General features: G+C 67.1%; 24 protein-coding genes and 1 pseudogene. 14 read left to right on the forward strand and 11 right to left on the reverse strand.

Translation table 11 applies throughout. The features are described from left to right. Positions 1 to 230 precede the first annotated feature (230 nt). Entirely contained in the window at positions 231 to 863 is a 633-nt protein-coding gene (locus MXD58_RS31535) for a transposase (RefSeq protein ID WP_518476892.1), read from the reverse strand. Here MXD58_RS31535 and MXD58_RS00835 point away from each other — a divergent pair. The 3 genes from MXD58_RS00835 to MXD58_RS00850 all read left to right on the forward strand — a co-directional run bounded on the left by MXD58_RS00835 (position 835) and on the right by MXD58_RS00850 (position 2,290). Further along, the gene (locus MXD58_RS00835; RefSeq protein WP_013874180.1) at positions 835 to 1,080 is read left to right on the forward strand and encodes a hypothetical protein; all 246 of its coding nucleotides are present in this window, start codon (positions 835 to 837) and stop codon (positions 1,078 to 1,080) included. The two genes, MXD58_RS31535 and MXD58_RS00835, sit on opposite strands and share 29 nt — an antisense overlap. Then, positions 1,077 to 1,478, forward strand: coding sequence for a type II toxin-antitoxin system VapC family toxin (locus MXD58_RS00840; RefSeq protein ID WP_250608975.1), 402 nt, complete (start codon positions 1,077 to 1,079; stop codon positions 1,476 to 1,478). The genes MXD58_RS00835 and MXD58_RS00840 overlap by 4 nt, the downstream gene beginning before the upstream one ends. Positions 1,479 to 1,954: 476 nt before the next feature. Beyond that, positions 1,955 to 2,290 (forward strand): immunity protein CdiI family protein, encoded by a 336-nt coding sequence (locus tag MXD58_RS00850; RefSeq protein ID WP_518476895.1) that lies wholly within the window; start codon positions 1,955 to 1,957, stop codon positions 2,288 to 2,290. A gap of 138 nt (positions 2,291 to 2,428) precedes the next feature. On the opposite strand, the gene MXD58_RS00855 is transcribed toward MXD58_RS00850, so the two are convergent. Next, complete coding sequence (locus MXD58_RS00855) at positions 2,429 to 2,854, reverse strand: winged helix-turn-helix transcriptional regulator (RefSeq protein ID WP_250608976.1); 426 nt, start codon at positions 2,852 to 2,854, stop codon at positions 2,429 to 2,431. Between the two features lie 84 nt (positions 2,855 to 2,938). Between MXD58_RS00855 and MXD58_RS00860 the strand changes: the two genes are divergently transcribed. Beyond that, entirely contained in the window at positions 2,939 to 4,009 is a 1,071-nt protein-coding gene (locus MXD58_RS00860) for a zinc-binding dehydrogenase (protein WP_248838588.1), read from the forward strand. A 335-nt stretch (positions 4,010 to 4,344) separates the two neighbouring features. Beyond that, positions 4,345 to 5,517 carry an MFS transporter gene (locus MXD58_RS00865; RefSeq protein ID WP_248838589.1) on the forward strand — a complete coding sequence of 391 codons (1,173 nt, stop codon included), beginning with the start codon at positions 4,345 to 4,347 and terminating at the stop codon, positions 5,515 to 5,517. A gap of 80 nt (positions 5,518 to 5,597) precedes the next feature. Here the strand turns inward: MXD58_RS00865 and MXD58_RS00870 are convergent, their stop codons facing one another. The 6 genes and pseudogenes from MXD58_RS00870 to MXD58_RS00895 form a co-directional block, all read right to left on the reverse strand. Continuing rightward, positions 5,598 to 6,413 carry a class I SAM-dependent methyltransferase gene (locus tag MXD58_RS00870; RefSeq protein ID WP_248838590.1) on the reverse strand — a complete coding sequence of 272 codons (816 nt, stop codon included), beginning with the start codon at positions 6,411 to 6,413 and terminating at the stop codon, positions 5,598 to 5,600. Next, on the reverse strand, positions 6,391 to 7,386 hold the full coding sequence (locus MXD58_RS00875; RefSeq protein ID WP_248838591.1) for a GNAT family N-acetyltransferase: 996 nt from the start codon (positions 7,384 to 7,386) through the stop codon (positions 6,391 to 6,393). Before MXD58_RS00875 ends, MXD58_RS00870 begins: the two co-directional genes overlap by 23 nt. Next, entirely contained in the window at positions 7,383 to 7,964 is a 582-nt protein-coding gene (locus MXD58_RS00880) for an SH2 domain-containing protein (protein ID WP_248838592.1), read from the reverse strand. The genes MXD58_RS00875 and MXD58_RS00880 overlap by 4 nt, the downstream gene beginning before the upstream one ends. Before the next feature lie 32 nt (positions 7,965 to 7,996). Beyond that, positions 7,997 to 8,590: a M57 family metalloprotease gene (locus MXD58_RS00885; protein ID WP_248838593.1), complete on the reverse strand. Its 594-nt coding sequence runs from the start codon at positions 8,588 to 8,590 to the stop codon at positions 7,997 to 7,999. A gap of 568 nt (positions 8,591 to 9,158) precedes the next feature. After that, entirely contained in the window at positions 9,159 to 9,500 is a 342-nt protein-coding gene (locus MXD58_RS00890; protein WP_308301868.1) for a cytochrome P450, read from the reverse strand. A gap of 636 nt (positions 9,501 to 10,136) precedes the next feature. Further along, a pseudogene (locus MXD58_RS00895) lies at positions 10,137 to 10,382 on the reverse strand (ISAzo13 family transposase); the annotation flags it as partial. Between the two features lie 203 nt (positions 10,383 to 10,585). Here MXD58_RS00895 and MXD58_RS31540 point away from each other — a divergent pair. The 4 genes from MXD58_RS31540 to MXD58_RS31550 all read left to right on the forward strand — a co-directional run bounded on the left by MXD58_RS31540 (position 10,586) and on the right by MXD58_RS31550 (position 11,976). Beyond that, entirely contained in the window at positions 10,586 to 10,732 is a 147-nt protein-coding gene (locus MXD58_RS31540; protein WP_248838594.1) for a histidine kinase, read from the forward strand. A gap of 347 nt (positions 10,733 to 11,079) precedes the next feature. Further along, positions 11,080 to 11,220: a two-component system sensor kinase gene (locus MXD58_RS31545; RefSeq protein WP_248838595.1), complete on the forward strand. Its 141-nt coding sequence runs from the start codon at positions 11,080 to 11,082 to the stop codon at positions 11,218 to 11,220. A gap of 118 nt (positions 11,221 to 11,338) precedes the next feature. Further along, a complete protein-coding gene (locus MXD58_RS00910; RefSeq protein WP_518476900.1) occupies positions 11,339 to 11,647 on the forward strand; it encodes a response regulator transcription factor in 309 nt (102 codons plus the stop codon). 74 nt (positions 11,648 to 11,721) lie between these two features. Next, positions 11,722 to 11,976 carry a PIN domain-containing protein gene (locus MXD58_RS31550; protein WP_248838596.1) on the forward strand — a complete coding sequence of 85 codons (255 nt, stop codon included), beginning with the start codon at positions 11,722 to 11,724 and terminating at the stop codon, positions 11,974 to 11,976. Here MXD58_RS31550 and MXD58_RS00920 read toward each other — a convergent pair. Continuing rightward, complete coding sequence (locus tag MXD58_RS00920) at positions 11,955 to 12,605, reverse strand: anti-sigma factor family protein (protein ID WP_248838597.1); 651 nt, start codon at positions 12,603 to 12,605, stop codon at positions 11,955 to 11,957. The two genes, MXD58_RS31550 and MXD58_RS00920, sit on opposite strands and share 22 nt — an antisense overlap. Then, positions 12,602 to 13,087 carry a sigma-70 family RNA polymerase sigma factor gene (locus tag MXD58_RS00925; RefSeq protein ID WP_250608977.1) on the reverse strand — a complete coding sequence of 162 codons (486 nt, stop codon included), beginning with the start codon at positions 13,085 to 13,087 and terminating at the stop codon, positions 12,602 to 12,604. Before MXD58_RS00925 ends, MXD58_RS00920 begins: the two co-directional genes overlap by 4 nt. 314 nt (positions 13,088 to 13,401) lie before the next feature. Here MXD58_RS00925 and MXD58_RS00930 point away from each other — a divergent pair, with 314 nt between their 5' ends. From MXD58_RS00930 to MXD58_RS00940, 3 genes are all read left to right on the forward strand, one after another. Continuing rightward, positions 13,402 to 13,947, forward strand: a complete 546-nt coding sequence (locus MXD58_RS00930) for a COG4315 family predicted lipoprotein (protein WP_248838599.1) — start codon at positions 13,402 to 13,404, stop codon at positions 13,945 to 13,947. A gap of 175 nt (positions 13,948 to 14,122) precedes the next feature. Then, positions 14,123 to 15,196, forward strand: coding sequence for a hypothetical protein (locus MXD58_RS00935; protein ID WP_248838600.1), 1,074 nt, complete (start codon positions 14,123 to 14,125; stop codon positions 15,194 to 15,196). Positions 15,197 to 15,786: 590 nt separating this feature from the next. After that, entirely contained in the window at positions 15,787 to 15,951 is a 165-nt protein-coding gene (locus tag MXD58_RS00940; protein ID WP_518476907.1) for an immunity protein CdiI family protein, read from the forward strand. A gap of 873 nt (positions 15,952 to 16,824) precedes the next feature. Here MXD58_RS00940 and MXD58_RS00945 read toward each other — a convergent pair. Further along, the gene (locus tag MXD58_RS00945) at positions 16,825 to 16,989 is read right to left on the reverse strand and encodes a hypothetical protein (protein WP_248838603.1); all 165 of its coding nucleotides are present in this window, start codon (positions 16,987 to 16,989) and stop codon (positions 16,825 to 16,827) included. 18 nt (positions 16,990 to 17,007) lie between these two features. Between MXD58_RS00945 and MXD58_RS00950 the strand changes: the two genes are divergently transcribed. Beyond that, a complete protein-coding gene (locus MXD58_RS00950; protein ID WP_248838604.1) occupies positions 17,008 to 17,709 on the forward strand; it encodes a formylglycine-generating enzyme family protein in 702 nt (233 codons plus the stop codon). Between the two features lie 39 nt (positions 17,710 to 17,748). Continuing rightward, positions 17,749 to 18,456: a metal-dependent hydrolase gene (locus MXD58_RS00955; protein ID WP_248838652.1), complete on the forward strand. Its 708-nt coding sequence runs from the start codon at positions 17,749 to 17,751 to the stop codon at positions 18,454 to 18,456. Positions 18,457 to 18,482: the final 26 nt, after the last annotated feature.

Raw genomic sequence — 18,482 nt, forward strand, 5'->3', positions numbered from 1 at the left:
GCTGCGATCAGCAGCGATCTCGGTCTCGTCCGCCGGGGCGCGCCGGCACCGGTGGCAGCGTGCATGCCAGCCAGACCGCAGGGCGCCGACCGGCCGCGACAGCGCTACGACTGGCGCTAACGGAATGTCTGGCTGGGTCAGACCGGGTGATCCGGCAGGCCGGTCACCGGTTGCTCGTGAGGAGCTCGGCGAGCTTCTCCCTACCCGGGCGGACAGCCAGGTCTCGAAATTCATGGACGCTCGCGAGTCCGGTGGCGCGGCTTAGAGGATGTCTCACGTGGGGTGTGGGAGTTTCTTCCGGCAGGTGATCGCGGCAGCCAGGCAGAGAAATCCGAGGAAGTTGAGCCCGCCCGCGTTCGTAGCGGACGGTCAAGCTGCGGTAGCCGTCCAGCCACGCGATCGTGGACCGGGCTCGGCCCGGTCAGAGTGCCCCTTTTCGCCCGCAGACTCGCCGCGTCCACGATCACCGACGACCAGTCGACCCGGCCGGCCTCACCATGGGCGTCCAGGACCGCCCGGTGCAGCCGGGGCCAGACCCCCGCCCGGGTCCACGTCTGGAACCGGCGGTGCGCGGTAGGCACCGACACCCCGAACTCGCCCGGCATATGCCGCCACGCACAGCCCGCGGTCAGCACAGAGACCACCGCGGTGAACACCGCCCGATCCCCGATCGGAGCGGTCCCTCCACCCTGCTGTGACCTGGCCGGCTCACGGCGACGTTCCCGGCGGGACAGCGCGCGAGCGGCGGAGGTGTCGTGAGGTGCCCACGAACGCTCCTGGCGAGGTTGACGCGACGATTCATGCGTGATGCATGAATCGTGGTAGCGTGGATATATGAGCGAGTCCGCCGACGTGGGCATCATCCAGGTGCGCGATGTTGATCCGACGACGCTCGCGGTCCTGCGCGAGCGCGCTAGATCGCTCGGCCAGTCGCTGTCCGGGTACCTGCGGGACCTGATGGACGCCGACGCGGCCACGGAGACCAACGCCGAGGTCATCGCCCGCATCGCCCGCGACAGGGAACCGGTGGAGCTCACCATGGACGACATCCTCGCGGCGCGCGACGAGGGACGGCGTTGACCCTCACGTACGTGGTTGACCGCTCGCTCGTCCTTGATGTGCTGTCCGTCCGCAATGGCGACGAGGTGCTCCGCCAGCGCCTGTCCGCCCCGCGCACGCTGCACGCCCCGCACCATCTCGACGTCGAGGTCGCGTCAACCGTCCGCGGGCTCGCCGCCGGAAAGAAGATCACTGACCATCGCGGCGAGCAGATGCTGGCTGACTACGCGCGCCTGCGGATCACCCGTCATCCGGTCTGGCCCTACCACCCCCGGATGTGGGAACTGCGGCACAACCTCGGCGCCTACGCCGCCGCCTACATCGCGCTCGCCGAAGCACTCGGCTGCGACCTGCTCACAGGCGACACCAAGCTCAAGAACGCTGCCGGACACCGCGCGACGGTCATCGTCACCCGATAGCAGAAGCAGGCACGCTTCTTGGCGATACGACCGATGCGGTTTGGCCCCACCGCGACAGCAAGCCTCGTAAGCACGTAGCATAATCGACCGACGCATGCGACTTGCCGCAAGTTCTGCGACCAGATCTACTATCCCGTGCTTGAGGCCACCGTTGGCCGTCCGTACGCGCTCTACGTCCATGGCAGCTCCGACACGACCAGCGCGGCCCGGGGCGTCGAGACCATCACGACGGGGGTTGAAATGGAAGCGTCCGCGTGACCCGCTCACCGTCTCGGAGCCTTGGACCCGGCCGCCCGGGAAGCCTGCTGGGAGCGCGGTGCGACAGCGGCGGCGAGTCTTGTGATGTAGGTGGCCGCGGCGGCGACTCGGGGCGGCGGATGGCAGATGTTTCTGGTAGGCGGACCGCCGCTGACGCCGCAGCGTTCGGCGGCGTGCGTCTCACGGGCTCAGAACTGATCTCGGCGTTATGATCAACCATGGCTGTGCGGCGGGTGAAGGTGATGGCCGACTACTACGCTTTTCCGTTGTGGGCCGAAGGCGTCGAGCTGTCGCCCGAAGCGCTGCCGCTGACCGACGTGCTGCGTGACGAGCTCGCCCTGTGGTCGGCCGACTACACCCGCATACTGATCGCCAACGGCTACAGCTGGCCGAGCGAACAGGTCCAGGCCGACTGGAACAAGCGAGGCTACGCTCTGGCAATCCGCGTAGCGCGGGAGCTGGGGCCTTCTTGCGAGGTCGTGTTCTTCGATGATCTACGACAGCGCATCACCACACTGAACGGTTCGAGTCGGACCAGCCGTCGCCAAAAGTGACTTCTTCCTGACCAGGGTTCGGCACATTTCTGCGACCAGATTTGCTATCCGTGCTTCAAGGTCGGCCGTACGCCCTCCACATCCACGGCGGCTTTGCGGTGTCGGGGCCATCGCCACCGGGCTGAAGTGGAAGCACCGTCAGCGTTGTTGATGATTACTTTTGGACTCGTACGCGCCGCGCGCTGCAAGCACGTCGTTGATGTTCCGCTCGGCCCAGATGCGTAGCGATGCGATAGGTGCGCTGATGCTGCGTCCGAGGGGGGTGAGGGCATACTCGGTGTGCGGTGGGACTTCCGGGTACACGGTCCGGGTGAGCAGACCATCTCGCTCCAGACGACGCAGGGTCTGCGCAAGCATCTTCTCGGAGATTCCGTCAATTGTGCGGCGCAGCTCCGCGAACCGATACGTCCCCGCACCGAGCGCGTCGATGATCAAAATCGTCCACTTGCTCGCGAGGTGATCCAGGACATCCCGGGTGGGGCAACCGGCGCTGTAGACGTCGGCTGGTAGGCCGGACGACGCCACCAGGGGCCGGGGGCCCGAGTCGTGAGACGTGTGATCCACGACCGAAGCGTAGCCCATGAGGAAAGTAGCTTACTGAGAAGTGGGTACTTCCCAGTTGGGATGTGGCCGTAGAGCGTCTTCCCCATGAGTGAAACGTCGAACGCACCGAGTCCTGGTTCCGTCGTACCGACGCCCCTGACGCAGGCGCCGGGCGCCGGGCGCACACGCCGTGCCGTCGGATTCGACAGGACCGGCGGGCCAGAGGTCCTGATCCGGCGAGACCTCGTCCAGCCCGAGCCCGGCCCGGGTGAGGTCGCCGTACGGGTCGCGTACGCGGGCGTGAACTTCGTCGAAGTGCTGCAACGACGCGGGGCCGTTCCCGTGCCCGCCCTGCCGTTCGTCCCGGGCCTGGAAGTGAGTGGTCACGTCGCCGCTGTCGGCCCGGGTATCGTTGATCTTCCCGTCGGTACCGCGGTAGCCGCTTTTACGATCGTCGGCGGGTACGCGGAGCTCGTGAATGTCCCGGCCGCTCGGGTGTTCCCGCTCGTCGGCGCTGCCGCCGGGATGTCGTTGGAGGCCGCCGCGGCAGTCGTGACGATCGGGACGAGCGCGGTGGCGATGCTGACCGAGCTGGCACGCGTCGGACCGAGGTCGGTGGTCGTCGTCTCCGCCGCCGCGGGTGGGGCGGGTGCGGCCATCGCGGCCGTCGCCCGGCATCTCGGCGTCAGCGTTCTCATCGGGACGGTGGGTTCGGCCGACAAGGTCCAGGTCGCCCGGGCCCACGGGTACGACATCGTCGTGCCACACGCAGATCTGGCGACAGCCGTGCACAGTGCGACTGGTGGCCGGGGCGCCGACGTGGTGCTCGACTCGGTGGGTGGCCAGGTCTTCGAAGCCGGCCTCGCCTCGCTCGCCCCGATGGGGCGGTTGGTGAAGTTCGGATCGGCTGCTGGAAGGACCGAGTCCTTGCCGTCACCGATGGCACTCGCCCTGGCCAACGTCGCGGTCATGGGCTGGAGCAGCATCGATCTGGCACTCGCCGCCCCTGAGATCATCGCCCCGGCCACGGAGAAGGCGCTCGCCCTGGTAGCCGACGGGTCACTCGTCATTCCCGTCCAGGAGGTGTTCGATCTCAGCAACGCCGCGAAGGCGCATCGGCTGTTGGAGGGCCGGCGGACCACCGGAAAGCTGCTTTTGCTGGCCGGACAGGCCTGACCGGGCGGACGTGACGCGGCCGGCGTGGAAACCTGCCTGCTTGAGGACCTACATCCCCGCTGGCTGGGCAGGGCGCAACGCTGTCGGTGACGTCGTGCCCTTCCTCGCCAGGACCAGCCAGGCGCCGTCGGAGACGTCCTCGTTCACATCGAGCCAGGCCCGCCAGGCGAGATCCTGTCGGTGGCGATCAGTAGCTCCGGTGTGGCGGCGGTACGAGTCCTGGGGTTGGCCGACTCCCGTGACACAGGACGTGTGTTGTGGCGGTCGAAGCCGCGGGAGATGGGGAAGGATCACGCAATCACTCCCGTCGGCCGGGTGTGCTGCACGGTGAACCCATGAGCAGTCAGATCTCCGACCGTCGGTCGGTCGACGGGGCCGGCGCACCGGCGACGACCCTGCTGCCGGTGATCGCCCTCGCGTCGGGGACGACCGCGCTCGTGACAAGCGAGTTCATTCCCGCAGGTGTGCTGCCGACGATGGCCTCGGACATCGGTGTCAGCGACGGTGTCGCTGGCCTGGCGATCGCGGTCACCGCGATCGCCGGTGCCGTCACCGCCCCCACCGTCGCGCTTGTGCTCCCGCGAACCAGCCGGCGCACGGTGCTCGTCGCGCTCCTGGTCGCCGGAGCGGTCGCCAATCTCGCCGTGTCACTCGCCCCGGACTTCGCCGTTCTGTTGCTGGGACGGCTCCTGCTCGGCATCGCACTCGCCGGCTTCTGGTCCTTCGCCTTCGGGGTGGGGACGACGGTTCTGCCCGGCAGGCCGCGGGTCGTTTCGACCGCGCTCGCGTTCGGGGTGAGCCTCGCGACGGCGCTGGGCGTGCCGCTCGCCGCGCTCGTCGGCAACGGCGTCGGCTGGCGGGCCGCGTTCGTCGGTGCGAGCGCCCTCTGCGTGCTCGCCGCGGTCTGGCTGGCTTGTGTCCTGCCGCCGGTTCCGGCGCATCCGTCGGCCGGCCTGCCGATGTTGCGCAGGGCAGTCGGGAACCGGCGGCTCATGGCGGGAATCGGATGCGTCGGCCTGGTCGCGCTCGGGAACTTTGCCAGCTACCCCTACATCAGGCTCGCCATCGAGCGGGTGGGCTCCCACCACATGACCTGGCTGCTGGTCGGTTGGGGCCTCGGTGGCATGGCGGGCAATGTCCTTGCCGGAGCGTTCGCCGCGCGACTGCGGCTGCTTGCGGCTGTGTCGCCGGTCCTGCTGGCTGTCGGTCTGCTGGTCACCGCCGTGGCAGGCACCTCCGGTCTGCTCGCGATCGGGATCGTGCTGTGGGGTTTCGCGTTCAACATGGTTCCGGTGGCCACTCAGCTGTGGGTCAGCCGGGTCGAGCCAGACAGCGTCGAGTCGGCAATGTCGCTCCAGGTCACAGCGTTCCAGGTGGCGATCACCGCGGGCGCGGCGGCCGGCGGAGTGCTGCTCGACGCGCGGGGCGCGCAGTTCCCGCTGCTCATGGGTGCCGCAGCGGCGCTGGCCGGTGGGGTCGGCTTCGGGCTCCTACGCGTGCCCGCCTGAGCGCCGTGCCCGGGCCTCACCCGCCGCGGCGGTGGGGTCAGCGCCGGGCCACTGCCGCGCTGAGCTCGAACACGCCCCCCTCAGGTAGCCAGGCGCGAAGCGCGTTCCCGTGCCGTCTCCGTCTGGAAGCGCAGCAGGCAAGTGAGGCGCGCCGTGTTTCCGATCCTCCAGACCCACGGATCGCTGATTTCGCAACGTGTCAGGCCACGGTCCTGTAATGCCTGCTGTATCGCAAACGGATTGGTGCCCGTGAAGAAGTTCCCCCGCCGCAGGCAGTCGTCCAGGACTTCGGGAAGCCTCCGGTAGGGCATCGGGTAGAGCAGTTCCGGGCAGGTCATCGACGCGACGACGTCCACAACGATTAGGCCTCGACCTCCCGGGCGCAGTAGCGTCGCCATCTGGCCCAGATGCCGTGCCCGGGTTTCGAGGAGGGCAGCATGCATGGCGGGATCCGTCCGGTTGTCGTACCGTGCGGCGACTGTGGCAAACAGCTGTGTGAGAACGCCCGCAGAAAGCACCACGTCGAACGATCCGCGAAGCTCCGACAAGGGATCTGTCGAACCCGAGTTGTCCAGGAGGTCAGCTCCGACGACCTCCAGCCGCCCATCACGGTTCAGGCCGTGCCTCGTCAGAGCTCTTCGCACCCCGGCCTCGTCCACGTCCAGCAGACACGTGGACGACGCGGCGTCGAGCGCCGCCCGCGCATCCAGGTCGTTCAGGTTTCCGGCACCCAGGACGGCAAGCCTCCTGCTACCGGCGGGGAGGGCCGTGAGGGCAGACAGGACGGCCGCCGTCACCTGTTTGCGATGATCACCGTACCGGTCCCACTCGTCGACAGTGATCTGATTGCTGTCGGCCTGTACGCGTAGCCGGTCAGCCGAGCTCTCGAGCCGCATACCCACTTCCGTTTTCAGTGTCGGCGGATGGGCGGTCGGTGTCGGACGCTTGAAGCTCCTGGAAACGCTCGCGTGTCACGGCGAGGATCAGCTGGTCCCAGTAGCGCCCCCCGTGGTATAGGTGGCGCTTGAGGCGGCCCTCGACCTCGAACACCTTCCCGTCACCTGAGCGTATGGTGTCATAGTTGTGCTCAGGCATCTCCAGGTAGATTTTGTGGAACCGCCAGTTGGCGAAGAGGTAGTCGAGGAACCGCCGGACGACCTGGAGTGCTTGACCGGAGCCGCTCACCCTTGGCGTGAATACCGCGCCGAGGCTCGCATGCCCGTTGTTGATGTCGGGGCTGTAGCACACCACCTGGCCGACCGGCTCGCCATCGGCTCGGCGCCGGACGACAAACTGGGCGAGCACGTTCTGCCACAGATCAGCCTCGAACTTGTCCATCGGTGGGATGCGTCCGTGGTAACGCCACCGGTACCCGGTCTCCGTGGACGTGGCGAGGGCATACAAGAAAGGAAGATCGGGGCTCCCGGGCAGGGCGAGCTCGAACGCCTCCGTCGATAGCGGGGGTGTCAGCGGTACGCTCCCGCGTACCGCCGATGTTAGATCACCTAGCTCACCAACGCCAGACGGACGGCACTTTCCAGGATCGGAGGATTTGTCGTGGCCATGGTTGCGTCCGGGCCAACACAATGTGCGCAGGTCGCCGAGTGAATCGAATCGAATTCCTTCGAGGTGTGACGCGCCAAGGTCTGCTGCGATCGCGTACAGGTCCAGCATTTGAAGCGAGTCGAACCCTAGGTCCTCGACAAATCTGACGTCATCGAAGAGATCTTCCACCGTCAACCTGAACCGGTCGGCTATCGCGATGATCAATTCGTCTGAGTCGCCATCCAACACCTCTGTGGCCAAGTTGGCTCTCCGGTTTCCAGTCGATTCATCGTTGCGGCGCTCGAGCGGTTTGCCTGCATTCATCCGCGCTCCGGCGCTCGAATGACATCGGCCCTTAGGCTATCCAGCTGAACTTTCTCCGGAATGTCAGTGGAATATGGGTCAAGGCGTGTCACCATCCCTGAATTGTCACTGAAGATCCCAGCTACGGTCCCGACGATGACGTACTGGCCGGGGGCTCTTTCAGAATTCCTCAGGAAGAGAAGGTAAGAGCCGTTGGATTTCAGGATGTGCTCTGATTCGGGGCTTCCGACCTGACGGACCCTGACCTTCTCGGGAGCGCTTCCGCGAACCACCTCGATCACATCGAAGTCTGTGATCGTGTGGGGCATCGAAAGATCGGTGGTTGTCTCGATTTTCTTGGTACCTCGCACCCGCACCACCAGATCAGAGTAGGTAGTCAATTCTGTGATCGAGTGGTAGTCGCGGACTCGCGAGAGTGCGTTATCCGGACCCGCCGGCTGCTGTTGGACTTCAGCGCTGGTCGGTATCTCGGTTTTCGAGATCGACCCTACCTCGGAATCATTTGTTCCTGAACAGGCGACCACCGCCACCAGGAGAACGGGGAGGGTCAATAGGCGGATGCCCGCGCGGAAATCCATCGGGAGTACCCTTCCGGGTTCGATCGATATTCTTAGTAGAGTGCGTTGATACCGTTGACGTCGTCGGTTCGAGGTGTCCAGTATCCCTGATAGTCGTAGCCGACCCCCTGATACATTATTGCCGGCGGCGAGGTGGAGGGAGTGTGCGCCAATCCCAGCGCATGTCCCAATTCGTGGGTAATGACGGCATTGTTAGGGTTGTTCGCACGACCATCGGTGTACGTGCGATTAATCGACACCGCGACGTGTTGCACTCCATTCGGATATATCCCGCCCGAGCACACGTCGGCGTTTATGGCTTTACCGTACCAGTCGTAGTCTGACCCCCACGCGCCAGCTATATATCTCATGTCGGCCTTCGATTCATCTCCCGCTCCAATCTTCTTGAAGTCGACGGGAGTGTTCTGGCTATTCCATTCTCCTACCATGTTGTCAAAGCCGTTGCCGTAGCCGCCCTGAGAATAGGCGTCGTTCCAATAGGTGGGCCCTACGTGGTCCCATTTGCAGCCGAGAGATGCCCATGAAGCGGCGGGATCGGCCCCGACGACACAGCCTAGTGAGGCCACGGCAGTCGTGAGTGCGACCGCACCTGCGCGGGAGACGAAGCTCGTACGGCGATCAGACATGATCTATCCTCTCTGTGAATGCGTCCGCTCTGGCTGGGGACGCTGTAGGTGTGGGTGACCGGTGGGGGTGGCGGAGGAAGGTGGTCAACTGACTGAACGAATGGAACGTCGTCGAGGGCTCTAACGTTTAGTCTGCGGATGAGGTTCCTTTGGGTTCCTTCGCTCAGGAGCGAGCCGTAGCGGGCAGGGGGGTCGTGCAGGTCGACGCCGGCGGTACGTGTGGGGAGGGCTCTGGAAACTGCGCGCGGATCCGCCCGAGGGCGGCGGCGAGGCATGTTGTCACCTTGCGGCCGATCGGCGAAAGCGTCACGGCGACCCGCTGCCGCTGACGGGCAGCGGGTCGCCGTCGACGGTAAGAGGCTGCGTGGTTCCCGGGACGGTGGCACCGTAGGTCGGCATCTGTTCGCCGCCTTCGACCAAGACCACAAGGTCGTGCTCGCCCAACGTGCCGTCGGCAAGCTGGGAGCGCTTCTCGCCAACTCGATCTGGCCGGCACGGTCCTCACCGAAGGTCCCTACGTTGCTCACGACCCTGGCTGTTCGACCATCACCAGTCTTCCTCACCCGGGCTACACCCCCTGACCCTCTTCGGATGCTCTCTGGTTCCGCGTTTCTACTTCGAGTCGCTTGATACCGTTGACGAAGACTGACCGGAGAAATTCCGGTTCCGCGGTGACGCTGAGCGCGGGTAGGTGACGGAGAATCTCTCGGAAAATGGCGGCTATCTCGGCCCGGGCAAGGTGGGATCCCAGGCAGAAATGGGGGCCAGGGCCACCGAAGGAGAGATGCGGGTTCGGTGTGCGGGTGAGATCGAACTGGTCCGGTCTAGGGAAGACACGTTCGTCGTGGTTGGCGACGGCGTAGAAGAGCACGACCTTGTCACCGGTGGCCAGGTGGTGGCCGTTCAGCACGGTTGATGTGTGGAGTCTATATGGCCGGCGATGACGGTGGGTGTCTCACCTAATCTTTTGGTATGAAGTATGCGATGGGTGAATCTAGCAGGGCCCAATATTGCACGCAACGGATTCCATCTCTCACCCAACGGTGCTGAACCCAGCACGCCGCAGCAAGGGCCAACAGTAGCACCAAAATCGATACACAGCGTAGCGCGAATGGTGAGCTGGTGCTCTTTCCGCAATGCGCGACTAGATGCCTGCAGCGCCACCGACCAGCTGGTCCTGGAGTTCATAGGCGTGGCGGGTGGAACATGCACCGAACACGGACAGTGTTCGGTCAGCGCGACCCAGCTGGAACTTGAACGAGGCCGTGTGATGATAATCACTCAACAGGTGATATTGAGATTCCGCAGGTCGTGCTTGCCGCCCGTGGCGCCGGAGGTCGTCGAGCACTCGGCTCGTCGGGCGGGAGTGTGCCTGCTGCGGCGTCCGGACGCGGGCGCAGGCGCCGGTGGGAGTGGATGCCCCCGCTCGGTACGGCCCTCGGGCCGAGGCGCTGGTCCTTTACCTCTACGGCGGCCAGTTCCTTCCGAAGGACCGGACCGCGGTCGCGATGGCCGAGTTGTTCTGAGTCGCCGATGAACCAGTGCCGTTCTTGATGTTGCTGTCGTCGATCAGGTTGGTGAGATCCTGCGCGGTTGTCGCGGCGATCGTTGCTGGTCGGATCTGCGGGTCGAGTCCTTCAAGGACGGGAGTCATCTCGTGGATCGCGTCGCCGACGGCGCCCCAGGGTGAGCCAAGGAGACGGGTGAGGGCCTGCTATTGGATCTTCCACCGGTGGTGGATCACGGTGACCAGGAGGCGGTCGGACAGGGAGAGCGGCCCACGTCCCAGCAGGCTGATCTCCTCGGCCCGCAGCAGGGCCGCGTCCCGCAGCGGCTACGGCCGGCATCCACCGCGCGCTCGCGCCCTGTCGGCGCCGCGCCCGCCGCCAACTCGGCCACGCCCCGCGAGACCGTGTCCTCGGAGACGCCCGCCGTCTCTCCCGGCTCGACACCCGCACCGCCACCGTCCTGCTCGGGCCCAGCCGCGAGGAGCAGTTGGCCCGCCGGGTCGAGGACCTGACCGAGAGCCGGGCCGGCCTGGTGGACGCGGCCGATGCCGAACGGCGGCGGATCGAACGGGACCTGCACGACGGCGCCCAGCAGCGGCTGGTCTCCCTGGCCGTCAACCTCGGCCTGGCTTAGGCCACGCTCGGGGACCTGCCCGAGGACGCCCGCCAGGTGATCGACGAGGCGCACCGGGAGGCGAAGGCGGCGATAGACGAGCTGAGCAGCCTGGTGCGCGGGATGCACCCGGCCGTTCTGGAGGACCGTGGCCTGGACGCCGCACTGTCCGGCATCGCCGCCCGAGCACCCATCCCGGTACGGGTGCAGGTGGACCTGTCGTCGCGGCCGTCGCCCACGATCGAGGCGGTCGCCTACTTCGTCGTCTCCGAAGCACTGACGAACGTGGTGAAGCACGCGGAGGCGTCCAGCGCCGAGGTCACCGTGGAGCGCTTCGGGAAGACGCTGCTGGTCGTAGCGATGACGGGGTGGGCAGCGCGGAACCCACCGGTGGCACCGGGCTGGCGGGGTTGGCCAAGCGGGTCGCCTCGGTCGATGGCACGCTGCCGGTCGACAGCCCCGTCGGGGGGCCGACCGTCATCACCGTGGAGCTGCCATGCGTGCGGTGATCGCCGAGGATTCCGTACTGCTCAGGGTCGGGGTGGTCAAGGTCCTGGAGATGGCCGGGTTCGAGGTGGTCGCCGAAGTCGGCGATGGCGAGGCGCTGTTGGCCAACGCGTCGCGGACGTGGAGGAGTTCGCGGCCGCGCTGCGCCGGGTCGCGGCCGGCGGGACGGCGCTGGACCCGCAGGTCGTCTCGCAGCTTCTGGTGCGCCGCCACAGCGGCCCGCTGGACCGGCTCACCCCGCGGGAACGCGAGGTCCTGGAGCTGATGGCGGGCGGCCGGTCCAACGCCGGGATAGCGGGGCAACTCGTGGTCAGCGAGAGCGCGGTGGCCAAACACATCAACAACATTTTCGCCAAACTCGACCTGCCGAAGGCGGACGCCGACCACCGCCGGGTGCTCGCCGTACTGACCTTCCTCGGCGTGGCCTGATGCGCGGTCGACCCGAGTGTCGCGGTTCCGCTCCTGGTGCGTTCGCACACGCACCACGCGGCTGTGGTGCGGTGGTGGGCGGGAATGAGCCTGCGCTGAGTGGGCATGCGCTGGCGGAGACCTATTCGGTACTCACCAGAATGCCCGGCGACGCGAGACTGTCCGGGCCGGACGCCGCGCGCCTGCTCGACGTGCGCTTCACGGCGCCGCTGAAGTGGAAGCGCCCGCGCCAGCCACTGTCGATCGTCGGCAAGGTGCCCGAAGTGGAAGGGCACGCGCGCTGTCCGTGTCCAGACCCGACGGTGGCCTACTCGCCGCCCCGCGGGTGAGCGACGGCGAGTACCAGGCCGTCACGGTTGACGGCTCGAACCACGTCGATGGCGTCCGCTTGGATCGAGCTCGCCCCGACGACACTGGCCTTCGTCGTCGGCGTCGACGACCAGCTGGCCGCTCTTTCCGTCGCGCCATTGACGCTGGCGACCTCCAGTGCGAAGGGGCCGCTGCCGGGAAGGCTGGCGAAGGCAACTGCTAGCGACGTTCCCCATGGTTTCGAGGTGAGCGTGGCGCGACCCGTGATCGCCGTTCCCGTCGTGGCGACGAAAGAGACGGAGTGCCCCGTCGGTGCGTTGGCCGCGGGACTGTTCACGACGAGACCGATTCCCGCGCACAGGACGAGCACGGCAGCGACCGCCGCGAGGCGCCATGAGCGGGTTCGGCGCACCGACCGTCGTTCGGCGCGCACCCGCTGGAGCAGTTCATCCAGGGAGAGTTCACCGTCCCCCGCAGGGCCCGGCAGACGTCGGAGCAGCGCGGGAACCGATGCGGCCTCCTCGAGTTCCGCACGGCAGCCGGCGCAGCCGGCGAGATGGGCGTCGACGGTGTTCCGGTCGTCGACATCCAGACCGCCCAGGACGAAGGGCCCGAGCAGGAACCGAACCTCGTCGTGTTCGGGTGTCATTGACCGACCCCCATCTCCTCGAACGCGCCCCGCAGCGCGCGGATCGCGTAGTAGGCACGAGACTTGACGGTGCCTTCCGGCAGCGAAAGGCGGGCTGCCGCCTCGCGTACCGTCCTTCCCTCGTAGTACAGCTCCTGGACGACGGCCCGGTGCGCGGGCGAAATGCGATCCAGCGCTTCCGCGACCACCCATGCCTCGATGGCCTGGCTCACGTCGTCGACGACGGGCACGGTCGCCACGACCTCGTCGCCGTCGGCGACGAGTGACGGCCGTCGCTGTTCGGCGCGCCAGGCGTCCGTGATGACGTTTCTGGCGATCGTGAACAGGTACGAACGAACTCCGTCGGGCCGGAGCGAGTCGAGATTGCGCCAGGCTCGCAACAGCGTCTCCTGCGCGATGTCCTCGGCGCGGTGACGGTCGTCGACGTTCTTGCCGATGAACGACAACAGCACCCGGTGATGGTCCCGGTACAGCCGGGCCATCGCTTCCTCCTTCGCGTCCGACGCTTCGCGGGAAACCCTTCTTCGCATGACACCCCTGACGGAGAACGACCCTGACGGAGCACGACAGTCGTCGCCTGCTTCTGGTCTACGACGGCCGGCTCAGTTCGGTTCAACGGTTCGAGAAAGTGGTCCTGCCGCGGCCGCCAGCGGTCTCGAGTGGTGCTCGTCACCGTCGGCGCCGTTGAACCGATTCGGGACGCGGGCTCGTAGAGCTACGGGACGAATCGGCACGCGAACGCCGCCTGGCAGCGGACGCCCTGTCCGCGGTGCCGGCGGCCGAATCGGGAGACCGCATGAAGAAGATCGCTGCGATGATCCTGTCCCTTGGCGCAACAGGCCTCGTCCTGGTGGCCTGCGGCAGCGACGGGGAGTCGGCCACCGCCGCGGGCAGCACGACAGCCGCGACGACCTCGTCGGCTCCGGCAACGTCGCCTACCAGCACCCCGGCCAACGGCGGCGCGACCACCTCCGGACCGGCCGCCACGCTGGACGTCAGCACCAGCCGGTTCGGCCCGATCCTGGTCGACGGCGATGGCCGGACGCTCTACCTGTTCGGAGCTGACCAGGGCGCCACCTCCATGTGTTCGGGGGACTGCGCGAAGGCCTGGCCGCCCTACGTCGTGTCCCAGGTGCCGGAAGCCGGTTCCGGGGTCACGTCGAGCGAGATCGCCACGACCACCCGAGCGGACGGCACGCTTCAGGTGACCTACCACGGCCATCCGTTGTACCGGTTCGCCAAGGACACCACGGCCGGGGCCGTCATGGGGCAGGGAATCGACAAGTTCGGTGGCAAGTGGTTCGTCGTCGGACCCGACGGCAACTCGATCGAAGGCGGCTGACCAATACCCTCCGACGAAGGTTCCGTGTATTCCCATGATGCCGAGTAAATCTTAACAGGCCGAGGGCCCCGGACGCTGTCCGGGGCTCCGCTGCATACTGCCGGAGAACCAACGATCCACGACGCTGGTAGTTGTCCCTGGCAGCCCGTGTATCGCCGTTTCGGACAGCCGGACGTTGAACCGGATCGAGACCGGGGTCGTATCGGAGGGCATGAGAAAACACCGCCGCACCGCCCGGGCGCTGCCGACTCCGGCCGCCGCGCCACTCGGTTCGTCCGAGGGAACCACCACCATGAAACGGCGCACCCGCGCTAGGCGCAACGGGCTGCGCAAACTGGTCGTCGGCAGCTCCGTGGCGCTGGTACTGGCGATGTCCGCAGGTGTCAGCCAGGCCGCCGAGGAGACCCAGTTCTACAGCAACATCGGTCTTGGTACGCCCACCTACCCGACCTACTACGCCGAAGGCGACACCGAGCTCGCCGACGACGTTCCGTTCAGTGGCAGCCATCTGATCAGCTCCTTCACCTTCGGCTACAAATCACCGGAGCCGGTGCATGCCACCTTCCGCTTCTACGGGGTGAATTCGGCCACCGGGCTGCCGGGCGAGCGGGTGGCCCAGATCGAACGCGACTTCCCCGCCGTGAGCGACGCCACCCCGACCGTCACGCTGAGCGAGGCGGAGCAGTTCTGGTGGACTGCCGGAGCCAATCTGTATCCGGGCGAGTCCAACGGCAGCATTCCCACCGGAGGCTGGTACAGCATCCAGTTCTCCACCGCCGACGGCGGGTATCCGGATGCGCGCTTCCGTCTCGCCACGGGCACCAGCAGCCCGAAAATGCTGAATGTCGAGACGGGTACCCTCACCGCCCCCATTGACACGAACGGCTCCACGCCGACATCCATGTACCTGAAGGTGAGCGACGTCGGGAGCAGCGGCGAGGTGCAGCCGACGTTGATCAGTCTGACTGCCGTGCCGACGACGGTCAAGGCCGGTAACAGCCTCGGCAACACGGCCCAGCTGTTCCCGGTCCTGAGCAGCGGCGCGCTGGCGGGCGGAACGACGGTCACTTTCAGCTCCAACAACCCGCAGGTCGCCAGCGTCCCATCGCAGATCGTCATTCCGGCCGGGGCCGCCAACCTCACGGTCAATGTCACAACCGCGAGGCGGGTCAGCACCACGAAGACCGTCACCTTCACCGCGAAGGCCAACGGCACGAGCGTCAGCACTCAGCTGACGGTCACGCCCTAGCCGTCGTGCGTCCCGGCGGCCGGCCCGGGCGGAACCCGATCTGGCCGCCGGGACGTGAGGGAAACCGCCCGCCCTGTGCACGATTGGCCTCGGTATACGCCTGGGCCTGGTGCTGACCCCGTTCTTCGACCAGCGCGGCATCCGCCACCGGCGTCAGCGCCGCGCTCTGGGCCATGGCCGGGCTCCTGCTGGCCGTCGCCACCTTGAAGCCGTGGCGCTCCAGTACGTGGACGACTCGGATGCCTCGGACGGAGGGGGCCGGAGGCATCAGGCCGCTCCGGTGACGGACAGCTCTCAGGGAACCCCGAACTCCTCGACCTCGGAAGTGTACCGGAGGTAACGCGACCGACCGGATGGATGTAGCAATGGGGGCGAGTGGCGAGGCGGTCAGCGGGCACCATTCTCGATCGGCTGCATGACGTCTTCCTCGCGGGCTCTGTGAGGACAGTGTCGGAGACCGTTCGGGGCGGAAGGTAGATATTTCTGGGCGGCGGACCGCCGCTGACGCCCCAGCGTTCGGCGGTGTGCGCCTCCCGGGCTCAGAACTGATCTCGGCGTTATGATCAATCGTGGCTGTGCGGCGGGTGCGAGTGATGGCCGACTACTACGCTTTTCCATTGTGGGCCGAGGACGGGATGCTGTCGCCGGAAGAGCTGCCGCTGACCGACGCGCTGCGTGACGAGCTCGACCTCTGGTCGGCCGACTACACCCGCGCGGGAGCTGGGACCTTCTTACGAGGTCGTGTTCTCCGATGAGCTACGACAGTGCGTCACTGTACTGAACCCTTCGGGTCGGACCAAACGTCGCCGACATTGACTTCTTCCTGACCAGGGTTCGGCGCACTTGTGCGACCAGATCTACTATCCCGTTCTTGAGGCGACGGTCGGCGCGCCCGGGAGGCAAAGACCAGGAGGCCTGCTGGGAGGTCGGCGCCACGACCGCTGCCAGGCTGATCCCCTGGCCAGGCCCGGGGTGGGAGATGGCCCTGCTCGACCCCTACGACATCGCCCCAGACCGGGACCGGGACCGGGGCGGCTACTTTCGCCGGCTTTGGGAGATCGGCCTCTGATCAGAATGGCGGCGGCCGTACGCGCGCTACGTCAGCAGCGCCACGCTCGGCAGCGCCCGGCTCACCCCGACACGGTCCCCGCCCGTCGGCGCGGGCAATGACTGAAACGACGTTCCGCTCTCGACAGGCGCCGGACGCCTGCGGCCGGGCGCGGCCTCCTCCTGGCAACCGCGCTGGTCCGTCGCACCAGTAGCCACGCGGTCGATGATCGTTTCTCGCGCCTCTTGTCATCTAGCTGAAACGTTGTTTCAATGTCCCGAACTTCCCGTGACCTACGTCACAGGAATCCCAGGGACAGGGGTGTGTATCCGGGTTCGGCCTCGGCCTGGTCGTGCTCGGATCGGTGCTCTACGCCGCCAGCGTCCTCACCCGCTTCCTGCGGCTGTGGCTGCTCCGTCTCATCTACGAACAGCACGACCACAGCCCCCGGTAGGCCGAACGGTGGGCAGTACAGCCGACGGCGCGTTGCCTGGGAACGACGAGGCGGAGCCCGACGCCGCACCCCGCCTCGTCGTCCGCTCACACGATCCGGCTCGAGGTGGCCAATCGGGGAGGCGCGTCAGCTGGCGGGGGCGGCCTCCATGGCGAAGTTGAGGCGCCCGCCCGCGACCGAGGTCACCGTCATCTTGACGTTGTACAGCTCACCGGTGGGCACGACCGTCGTGCAGACCACCTGGGTGCCAGCCGTGGCGACGACCGCACAGTGCACCCGCCAGCCGAACATCGCTACGATCTCCTCGCTGTGGACTCGGATGAGGAAAGCCGGCTGATCGCGATCCCGGCGGGGCAGGTGACGCTGTCGGACCGGCGCATACGGCGAACCTGGCCAGTCGAGGTCGCGGCGTTTCACCTCGGCGCGGTTCCGGTGACGCAGGAGCGGTACGCGCGGGTCACCGGTGACTCGCCGAGCGCCGCCCGGGGCGCTCGGCTGCCGGTGGAAAGCGTCTCCTGGTGGGACGCGATCCGGTTCTGCAACGCGCTGACACGTCACGAGGGACTCACTCCCGCCTATCGGGTCGGCACGGGCGAAGGCGAGGTCGAGTGGGACGTCACCGCCGACGGGTACCGGCTGCCCACCGAGGCCGAGTGGGAACGGGCCTGCCGCGCCGGGACGGCCGGCCCGCGGTACGGGCCACTCGACGAGATCGCCTGGTATCGCGGTAACTCCGAGGAGCACCTCCACGAGGTCGGCGGGCGGGCGCCGAACCCCTGGGGCCTGTACGACATGCTGGGCAACGTCTGGGACTGGTGCTGGGACACCTACGACGCCGAGGTCTACGGCGAGTACAAGGTGCTGCGCGGCGGCGGCTGGTTCGACGAGCACTGGAGCTGCCGGGCGTCCGTGCGCCGCCGTGGCCATCCGGCCTTCCGGGTCGATGACGTCGGCTTCCGCCTCGCGCGTACCGGGCACGTAGGGCGAGGCCGGGTGGAATCGTCCGACTAGAGTCCACCGAATGCTGATCAACGAGGTTTGTCGACGGTGATGGGGCGGACGCACGCGCTGAGCGGCGCCGCGCTCTGGCTTGCCGCCGTGCCCTTCCTGGGCCGGGAGGACTGGTTGGGGACCCACGCGCTGTCGTTGTCGTCCCATCAGGTGATCGCCGGCGGGGTGGTGGCCGCGGGTGCGGGCCTGCTGCCGGACATCGACCATCACAACGGGCGGATCGCGAACACCCTCGGCCCGATCACCCGGACCCTGTGCCGCTGGGTGAGCCGGGCCAGCGGCGGCCATCGACACGCCACCCACTCGCTGCTCTTCGCGCTCGCCATGGGAGTGGCGATGAGCCAGCTGGCGATCCATTTTCGGTATGGCTGGTGGGCGGTGCTGTTCATCCTCGTCGGCTTCGGCCTGCGCGGACTCGGTCTGGACTTCGAGGGGCACGAGTTCTGGTCGGGGCTGAAGGACTGCGTGATGGCCGGCATCGCCGTCTATCTGATGCACGACCTGGACATGGGTTTCGTCGCCTACCCGGTCGTCGCGGGATGCCTCGCGCATCTCCTCGGCGACTGCCTGACTCCCCGCGGCTGTCTGCTGCTCTGGCCGGTGAACTGGCGGATGGAGATCGTCCTGGTCCCCCGGACCGACGGCAGGGTCGAACGCCTGGTGGTGGTACCCGTACTCGCCATCGCCATCGTCGTCCTGACCATCCACACACTGGACGGCGCCTTTCTCTCCCGCTGGTTGCCCTGACGTCCCTCGACCGCGCTGCGCGGATC

Origin of the sequence: Frankia sp. AgKG'84/4, assembly GCF_023242965.2 — a bacterium.
Lineage (GTDB): Bacteria > Actinomycetota > Actinomycetes > Frankiales > Frankiaceae > Frankia.